The sequence below is a fragment of the Streptomyces sp. KR55 genome (assembly GCF_052245645.1).
Lineage (GTDB): Bacteria > Actinomycetota > Actinomycetes > Streptomycetales > Streptomycetaceae > Streptomyces > Streptomyces flavusporus.
Genome location: NZ_JBQQCE010000450.1, coordinates 1 through 8,044, shown reverse-complemented (window position 1 = coordinate 8,044; position 8,044 = coordinate 1). Strand labels below are relative to the sequence as shown.

At 70.0% G+C, this 8,044-nt stretch carries 8 protein-coding genes; 2 read left to right on the top strand and 6 right to left on the bottom strand.

The genetic code is table 11. The features are described 5' to 3' along the window. The 6 genes from ACTWQJ_RS41420 to ACTWQJ_RS41395 form a co-directional block, all read right to left on the bottom strand. The coding region (locus ACTWQJ_RS41420) for a zinc-dependent alcohol dehydrogenase family protein (protein ID WP_443311576.1) at positions 1 to 934 on the bottom strand (934 nt) is incomplete at its 3' end. Then, positions 931 to 1,782, bottom strand: coding sequence for a carbohydrate ABC transporter permease (locus ACTWQJ_RS41415; RefSeq protein ID WP_385509145.1), 852 nt, complete (start codon positions 1,780 to 1,782; stop codon positions 931 to 933). The genes ACTWQJ_RS41420 and ACTWQJ_RS41415, both read right to left, overlap by 4 nt. After that, positions 1,779 to 2,720 carry a carbohydrate ABC transporter permease gene (locus tag ACTWQJ_RS41410; RefSeq protein WP_385509144.1) on the bottom strand — a complete coding sequence of 314 codons (942 nt, stop codon included), beginning with the start codon at positions 2,718 to 2,720 and terminating at the stop codon, positions 1,779 to 1,781. Before ACTWQJ_RS41410 ends, ACTWQJ_RS41415 begins: the two co-directional genes overlap by 4 nt. Continuing rightward, positions 2,717 to 4,087, bottom strand: coding sequence for an ABC transporter substrate-binding protein (locus ACTWQJ_RS41405; protein ID WP_443311575.1), 1,371 nt, complete (start codon positions 4,085 to 4,087; stop codon positions 2,717 to 2,719). The genes ACTWQJ_RS41410 and ACTWQJ_RS41405 overlap by 4 nt, the downstream gene beginning before the upstream one ends. Before the next feature lie 78 nt (positions 4,088 to 4,165). Further along, positions 4,166 to 4,936, bottom strand: a complete 771-nt coding sequence (locus tag ACTWQJ_RS41400; protein WP_224739978.1) for a DeoR/GlpR family DNA-binding transcription regulator — start codon at positions 4,934 to 4,936, stop codon at positions 4,166 to 4,168. A 293-nt stretch (positions 4,937 to 5,229) separates the two neighbouring features. After that, on the bottom strand, positions 5,230 to 6,039 hold the full coding sequence (locus ACTWQJ_RS41395) for an NAD-dependent epimerase/dehydratase family protein (RefSeq protein WP_443311574.1): 810 nt from the start codon (positions 6,037 to 6,039) through the stop codon (positions 5,230 to 5,232). Positions 6,040 to 6,271: 232 nt separating this feature from the next. Between ACTWQJ_RS41395 and ACTWQJ_RS41390 the strand changes: the two genes are divergently transcribed. Continuing rightward, positions 6,272 to 7,225 (top strand): 5-dehydro-4-deoxyglucarate dehydratase, encoded by a 954-nt coding sequence (locus ACTWQJ_RS41390; RefSeq protein ID WP_443311573.1) that lies wholly within the window; start codon positions 6,272 to 6,274, stop codon positions 7,223 to 7,225. Then, positions 7,222 to 8,044, top strand: an 823-nt coding sequence (locus tag ACTWQJ_RS41385) for a hypothetical protein (RefSeq protein WP_443311572.1), incomplete at its 3' end; no start/stop codon positions are given. The genes ACTWQJ_RS41390 and ACTWQJ_RS41385, both read left to right, overlap by 4 nt.

Below are 8,044 nucleotides of genomic sequence, written 5' to 3'. Positions count from 1 at the left end.
GGGGATAGCTGCTCAGCGGCAGGCGGTCGCTGATGAAGACCTCGGGGTCGAGGACGCCCGTCGCGAAGAGCTCCGCGGCTCGTTCGAAGCTGTGCAGGACCGCCATGGAGCCGGTGATGGTGATCTCCTGGTTGTAAATGCGGTACGGATCGATCGTCACCCGGGTCGCGTAGTCCGCGACGCCGAACTGTAGGAACGTCCCCGCCTTCGCCACCCGGTCCAGCCCGTCCTGGATCGCCGCCGCGTTCCCCGTCGCGTCGACCACGACGTCCCAGCCCTGCGGGCGGTCCAGTTCGTCGGCGTTCGCGGCGGACGCCGAGACGCCGAGGTGGCGGGCCGTCTCCAGACGGGTCGGGTTGACGTCGACCATGTCGACGCTCGCCGCGCCCGTCCGTTTCGCCAGCTCCAGCATCATCAGGCCCATCGTCCCGGAGCCGTAGATCAGGACGTGCGCGCCGAGGCGGGACTGGAGCACGTCATAGCCACGTACCGCGCACGACAGCGGCTCCACCAGTGCCGCGTCCTGGGTGCGGATGTGCTCGGGGAGCTTCACGCAGTTCGCCACCGGCGCCACCGCGTACTGCGCCGCGCCTCCCGCCGTCGTCACGCCGATCGCTGCCCAGCGCTCGCACAGGTTGTTGTGGCCGGTGCGGCAGTAGCGGCACTCGTAGCAGTACAGGGACGGGTCCACCGCCACCTGGTCGCCCACCGACAGTTCCGTGACCTGGGTGCCGACCCCGACCACCTCGCCCGCGAACTCGTGCCCCGGCACGATGGGGAGCTTGGGCGCGAACTCGCCCTGGAGGATGTGCAGGTCCGTGCCGCACAGGCCGCACGCGGCGACCTCGACGACGACCTCGCGCGGGCCCGGCGTCGGGTCCGGGACCTCGGCGACGACGGCCTTGCCCACGGACTCGATGACGGCGGCCTTCATTTCACGGCTCCCAACGACAGGCCCTGGACCAGCTTGTCCTGGGCGGCGAACCCCGCGGCGAGCACCGGCAGGGAGATGACGAGCGACGCGGCGCACACCTTCGCCAGGAACAGGCCCTGGCTGGTGATGAAGCCGGTCAGGAAGACGGGGGCTGTTTCGGCTACGACGCCCGTCAGCACCCTCGCGAACAGCAGCTCGTTCCAGCTGAAGATGAAGCAGATCAGGGCGGTGGCGGCGATGCCGGGGAGGGCCATGGGGGCGATCACGCGGGTCAGGACCGTGGGGAGGCGGGCGCCGTCCACCCGTGCCGCCTCGATCACCGCCACCGGGACCTCGGCCAGGAACGACTGCATCATCCACACCGCGATCGGCAGGTTCATGGAGGTGTAGAGGATGACCAGGAGCCAGATGTTGTCCAGCATTCCCGCGTTCTTGGCGAAGAGGTAGATCGGCAGCAGGCCCGCCACCACCGGCAGCATCTTCGTCGACAGGAAGAAGAACAGGACGTCGGTCCATTTGCGCACCCGCCGGATCGACAGGGCGTAGGCCGCCGGGAGCGCCAGGAGCAGGACCAGGAGGGTCGAACTCACCGATGCCACCGTCGAGTTGATCAGAGACGGCCACGGGCTCGCGCCGCCGCCCGTGCCGAAGAACTCGCGGTAGCCGTCCAGGGTGAGGGCGGCCCCGAAGGACGGCGGGTTGGTCGCCGCGTCCTCCTCGGAGTGGAAGGACGTCAGGGCCATCCACGCGATGGGCAGGAAGAAGACGATGCCGGCCAGCCAGGCCACCAGGCCCAGGCCGACGCCCTTACGGCGGATACGACGGACTTGTACGGCGATGCCGCTCATCCGCGGTTCACCTCCTCGCGGAACAGGGACGACACCACGCGCAGTGCGAAGGTCGCGATGATGATCGAGCCGATGACGACCAGGACGCCCGCGGCCGAGGCGAGGCCGTTCTCGTGGGCCTGGTAGAAGCTCTGGTAGACGGTGTAGGGAAGGTTGGCGGTGCCCAGGCCGCCGGATGTGATGGTGAAGACCGCGTCGAAGTTCTGGACGATGTAGATCGAGCCGAGCAGGGCGCCGAGTTCGAGGTAGCGGCGCAGATGCGGGAGCGTGAGGTGGCGGAAGATCTGCCAGTCGCTCGCGCCGTCGACCTTCGCGGCCTCGATCTGCTGAGGGTCGCGGCTCTGCAGGCCGGCCAGGATGATCAGCATCATGAACGGGGTCCACTGCCAGACCAGGGATGCCTCGACCGCGAGCAGCGGGGTGCCCGAGATCCAGTCCGGTTGGGGGCCGCCGACGTAGTGCAACAAGCCGTTCAGCAGGCCGTACTCGGGGTTGTAGAGGACGTGCTTCCAGAGCAGCGCCGCCGCCACGGGGACGACCAGGAAGGGCGCGATCAGCAGGGTGCGGACGACGCCCCGGCCCTTGAACCTGCGGTCCAGCAGCAGTGCCAGGACCAGGCCGAGGACCAGGCTGACCAGGACCACCGTCACCGTCAGCAGGATCGTGGTCCAGACCGAGTTGCGCAGGTCGGTGTCGGTGAGCACCTGGCGGTAGTTGTCCACGCCGGTGAAGTGGCGGGCGTCGGGATAGAGGGAGTTCCAGTCGAAGAAGGAGATCACCAGCGTGGCCACGAACGGCAGCTGGGTCACGACGATCATGAAGATCAGGGCGGGGAGGAGGGGGGCCCGGGTGGCCCAGGCGCGCAGGCGGGCCGAGGGCTCGCGCTTGTTCGTACGGACGGACGGGGCGGCCACGGGGGCCGTGGTGGTGGCGGTCATCGTCCCTCGTACTCCTCGGAGATGCGCTCGGCGAGCTGCTGGGACTTCTTCAGGGCCTCGTCGACGGACTGGCGTCCGGCGATGGCCGCGCTGATCTCCTGGGAGACCTTGGTGCCGAGGTCGGTGAACTCGGGAATGCCGACGAACTGGATGCCGGGCGCGGGACGCGGCTGCACACCGGGGTCGCCCGGGCGGGCGCCCTCGATGGCCTCCTTGGTCATGTCCTGGAAGGCGGCGGCCTCCGCGCGGTAGTCGGGGTTGTCGTACGTCGAGGCGCGCTTGCCGGCGGGTACGTTCGACCAGCCGATCTCGTCGCCGACCAGCTGCTCGTACTCCTTGCTGGACGCCCAGGACACGAACTGCCATGCCTTGTCGGCGTTGCGGGAGGCGTCCTGGATGCCCCAGGCCCAGGTGTAGAGCCAGCCGGAGGACTCGGTCTTCTCGACGGGGGCCGGGGCATAGCCGACCTTGCCCTTGACCGGGGAGTCGGCGGACTCCAGGGAACCGGCCGCGGAGGTGGCGTCGTACCACATGGCGACCTTGCCCTGGGTCATGTTGTTGAGGCACTCGGCGAACCCGGACTGGGCGGCGCCGGACTCGCCGTGCTCACGGACGAGGTCGACATAGAACTTCGTCGCCTTTTCCCACTCGGGGGAGTCGAGCCGGGCCTTCCAGTTCTCGTCGAACCAGGTGCCGCCGAAGGTGTTCACGACGGTCGTGAGGGGTGCCATGACCTCGCCCCAGCCGGGCAGTCCGCGCAGGCAGATGCCCTTCATGCCGGGCTCGGCGCCGTCCATCTGGGCGGCGAGGTCGGCGACCTGCGTCCAGGTGGGGTGGGCGGGCATCGTCAGGCCTTCCTTCTCGAACACGTCCTTGCGGTACATCAGGAAGGAGGACTCGCCGTAGAAGGGCTGGCCGTAGAGCTTGCCGTCGTCGCCGGTGAGGGACTCGCGCATGGGCTTCAGGACGTCCTGTTCGTCGTACGCCGGGTCCTCGGCGACGTAGGAGTCCATCTCGTGCAGCCAGCCGTTGCGGGCGTAGATCGGTATCTCGTAGTTGGAGAGGGTGGCGACGTCGTACTGGCCGGCCTGGTTGGCGAAGTCCTGGCTGATCTTGTCGCGGACGTCGTTCTCCGGCAGCACGGTGAAGTTCACCTTGATGCCGGTGTCCTTGGTGAAGTGGGCGGCGGTGAGCTTCTGCAGCTCGACCATCTGGGGGTTGTTGACCATCAGGACGTTGATCGAGTTGCCGCCCGATCCTGCTCCGCCCGCCCCGACCCAGCAGCCGGAGAGCAGCGGGGCGAGCAGCGTCCCTGCGGCGGCCGCGGCGAGTGTGGCTCGCGGCCTCCGTCGGCTCTGGGTTCGCATGGATCGCTCCTGAACATATGGGGAAATAAAGGGCGCTGTCGGGCGTGAGGGTGCCCTACAGGGGGGTGAGTTGGATTTTCAGACGCGGATGACCTGGGGCCCGAGCAGTGAGTAGCGGTGTGCTTCGGCCGTCGGCAGCAGCGTGCTCGTGACGATCGCCTCCAGCGCGCCGACCTCCGCGAACCGGCAGAAGCTGACCGCCCCGAACTTGGTGTGCACGCCCGCGAAGACCGTGCGCCGCGCGGCCCGCACCGCCTGCGCCTTGACCTCGCTGACCGCGGGGTCGGGGGTGGTCAGGCCGTGCTCCCGGGAGATGCCGTTGGCGCCGATGTAGGCGAGGTCGACGACGAAGCCGGCGAGCATCTTCGTCGTCCAGTGGTCGACGGTGGCCAGCGTGCCGGAGCGGACCCGGCCGCCGAGCAGCAGCACCGAGAAGCCCTCCGCCTCGGCGAGTGCGCCCGCGACCGGCAGGGACGCGGTGACCACGGTCAGCGGCCGGTCCCTGGGGAGTGCCTCGGCGATGAGCTGCGGGGTGAAGCCCTCGTCGACGAAGACCGTCTCGGCGTCCCCGAGCAGCTCGGCCGCGGCGGCCGCGATCCGGCGCTTCTCGGGGACGTGACTGGTGGCGCGGAAGGCGAGGGTCGTCTCGAAGCCGGCGCTCTCCACGGGGTAGGCACCGCCGTGCGTACGGCGGACCAGACCGTGGTCCTCCAGGGCGCGCAGATCCCGCCGTACGGTCTCCTTGGCCACGCCCAGCAGGTCGGCGAGCGCGGTGACGTCGACCGACCCTGCGGCGCGCGCGACCCGCACGATCTCCCGCTGGCGTTCCTCCGCCGAACTCGTGCTCATGGCCGACACCTGCCTTCAGTGGTGCTGTGCTGCCCGTTCGGGCCCGATGCGGCCCTTGGGTGAAGTTCTACAGCGGGTGTGCGGCACTGACCAGGTCTGATGCGGGCCCGATGCTGCCCGTGTGTGCCCGTTCGACGCGGTGTGTGCCCGCCTCGGACCTGCGACGTTGCGGGGCGGGGTGTGAGATCGGGCGGGGTGCGCGCCCGAACGCGACGGCGGGCGGGCCCGTTCGGTGCCCGCCCGCCGTCGGCTTTCGGTCGGTAGGAGGTCGGTAGGAGATCAGTACGGGGAGATCAGTACGGCCAGATCGGCGGGTCGTTCACGAAGTGGCCGCCCAGGCAGGCGTGGGCCGGGTTGGCCGGGTCGAGCTCGCCCTGTTCGGCGATGAGTTTCTCGGCGTACGGCTCGGAGTCGTCCTGCGGTTCGTAGCCGAGCGCCCGCGCGGTGGACAGGTCCCACCACAGGCGTGTGTTGGCGGAGGAGCCGTAGACGACGGTGTGGCCGACGTTCTCGGCCGTCAGAGCCGCATGGAAGAGACGGGCGCCGTCGGCGGGGCTCATCCACACCGACAGCATGCGCACACTGGTCGGCTCCGGGAAGCAGGAGCCGATGCGCACGGAGACGGTCTCCATGCCGTGCTTGTCCCAGTAGAACTGCGCAAGATCCTCGCCGAAGGACTTGGACAGGCCGTAGAAGGTGTCCGGGCGGCGCGGGGTGTCGACCGGGATGAGCGGGTCGTCGCCCTGAGGGCGCGGAGTGTAGCCCACCGCATGGTTGGAGGAGGCGAAGACGATGCGCCGGATGCCCTCCTCGCGGGCGGCCTCGTACAGGTTGTAGGTGCCCTCGATGTTCGCCTTGAGGATCTTCTCGAAGGGGGCTTCCAGGGAGATGCCCGCGAGGTGGATGATCGCGTCGATGCCCCGTACGGCCTCGCGCAGGGCCGCCCTGTCGGCGAGGTCCGCGGTGATGGCGTCCGGTGCGCCCTCGACGGGGCGCAGGTCGAGCAGGCGCAGTGCGTAGCCGTGGTCGGGGAGCAGGTCCCGCATCAGGGTGCCGAGGCCGCCGGCGGCGCCGGTGAGCAGAACGGTGCGGGGAGCGGGCATCCTCGGGTCTCCTTGAATCGGCGGCCGCATTCATATACCGCATTCACATGCGTGGACACGCTATGGAGCGGGTCGTCGTGCGTCAAGTGTGCCGCGAAGGAGAGAAATCCGCTGGTGTGTTGGGGGTTGGTGCGCTTGACCCCTCCTGGAGGCCCACCATAGCGTGAGCATGTTCAGGAATGTGGACGGGGAACATGAATATGGACCTTGGATAGTGGACCTTGGAGTGCCCGTGACGTCAGCCCCGCTCGCCGCCCGCCTCAGCGTCCCCAGCGGGCCGCTGTTCTTCCCGGTCACCGCCTACGGCCCCGACGGCTCCGTCGACCTCGACGCCTACCGCGCCCATGTCCGCCGCGGGGTGGAGGCCGGGGCGGCCGCCGTCTTCGCGTGCTGCGGCACCGGGGAGTTCCATGCGCTCACGCCGGAGGAGTTCGAGGCGTGCGTGAGGGCGGCCGTCGAGGAGGCGGCGGGCCGCGTGCCCGTCGTCGCGGGCGCCGGGTACGGCACCGCGCTCGCCGTGCGCTACGCGAGGCTCGCCGAGGCGGCCGGGGCGGACGGGCTGCTCGCCATGCCGCCGTATCTCGTCGTCGCCGGACAGGAGGGGCTGCTGCGGCACTACAAGGAGATCGCCGCGGCGACCGCGCTCCCCGTTATCGTCTACCAGCGCGACAACGCCGTGTTCACCCCGGACACCGTCGTCGAACTGGCCCGCACGGACGGTGTCATCGGGCTCAAGGACGGCCTCGGCGACCTGGACCTCATGCAGCGGATCGTCAGCGCCGTACGCGCCGAAGTCCCCGGTGACTTCCTCTACTTCAACGGTCTGCCCACCGCCGAACAGACCCAGCTCGCCTACCGCGCCATCGGCGTCACGCTCTACTCCTCCGCCGTCTTCTGCTTCGCCCCGGAGATCGCCCTCGCCTTCTACAGGGCCCTTGAAGCGGGCGACGACATGACCGTCAACCGGCTCTTGGACGGCTTCTACTGCCCGTTCGTCGAACTGCGCGCCCAGGGGCGGGGATACGCCGTCGCCCTGGTCAAGGCCGGCGTACGGCTGCGCGGGCTGGACGTGGGGGAGGTCCGGCCTCCGCTGCACGAACCGAGCGAGGATCATGTCAAGCAGCTCGCCGAGGTGATCGAGCGCGGATACGCGCTCCTGGAGAAGGAGCCGGAGGAGGCCAAGTGAAGGCGTCGGCATTCGTCTACCCCTGGGACGTCAACGGAGACCCGGAGGCACCCGGGAGGATCGCCGCCCTCGGCGTGGAGCAGGTGACGCTCGCCGCCGCCTATCACTCCACTCGCGCCCTGACCCCCCGTCATCCGCGCCACCGCATCGTCACCGCCGAGCACGCCGCCGTCCTCTACCCCACGGACGACCGGTGGGAGGGCCGGGAGCTGCGCCCGTACCCGGCCGGTGACTGGGCACCCGGCGACGCCTTCGGCGAGGCGGCCACCGCGCTCGCCGACGCTGGTCTGGAAGTGCACACCTGGGTGGTCCTCGCACACAACTCCCGCCTGGGCGCCGAGCATCCGGACACTTCGGTCGTCAACGCCTACGACGACCGCTACCCCTGGGCCCCGTGCATCGCCCAGCCCGCCACGCGCGCGTACCTCGTCGACCTGGCCGCCGAGGCCGCCGTGCGGCCCGGGGCGCGCGGCACCGAGCTGGAGTCCCTCGGCTGGTACGGGCTCCAGCATCTGCACGCCCACGACAAGACGGCGGGGGTCCCGCTCGGGGACGCCGGGCAGTACCTGATGGCGCTCTGCTTCTGCCCGGCGTGCAAGGAGGGCTACGGCGCGCAGGGCCTGGACGCCGACGAGCTGGCGGCCGCCGTACGCGTCGCCCTCGAGCCGCTGTGGCAGGGCGCGGTCGCCGACGAGGGCTGGGCCGGGGTCGAGAAGCTGCTCGGCGAGTCGAAGGCGGCCGCCACGCGCGCGTGGCGCGACGAAACCGCCCGTACGTTCCAGGAGGCGGCGGTCCGCGCGGTTCGTGAAGCCGCTCCCG

Excerpts from the sequence above, each read along its gene's own strand:
- ACTWQJ_RS41415 (WP_385509145.1), bottom strand. The coding sequence starts at position 1,782 with ATGAGCGGCATCGCCGTACAAGTCCGTCGTATCCGCCGTAAGGGCGTC.
- ACTWQJ_RS41410 (WP_385509144.1), bottom strand. The coding sequence starts at position 2,720 with ATGACCGCCACCACCACGGCCCCCGTGGCCGCCCCGTCCGTCCGTACG.
- ACTWQJ_RS41405 (WP_443311575.1), bottom strand. The coding sequence starts at position 4,087 with ATGCGAACCCAGAGCCGACGGAGGCCGCGAGCCACACTCGCCGCGGCC.
- ACTWQJ_RS41400 (WP_224739978.1), bottom strand. The coding sequence starts at position 4,936 with ATGAGCACGAGTTCGGCGGAGGAACGCCAGCGGGAGATCGTGCGGGTC.
- ACTWQJ_RS41395 (WP_443311574.1), bottom strand. The coding sequence starts at position 6,039 with ATGCCCGCTCCCCGCACCGTTCTGCTCACCGGCGCCGCCGGCGGCCTC.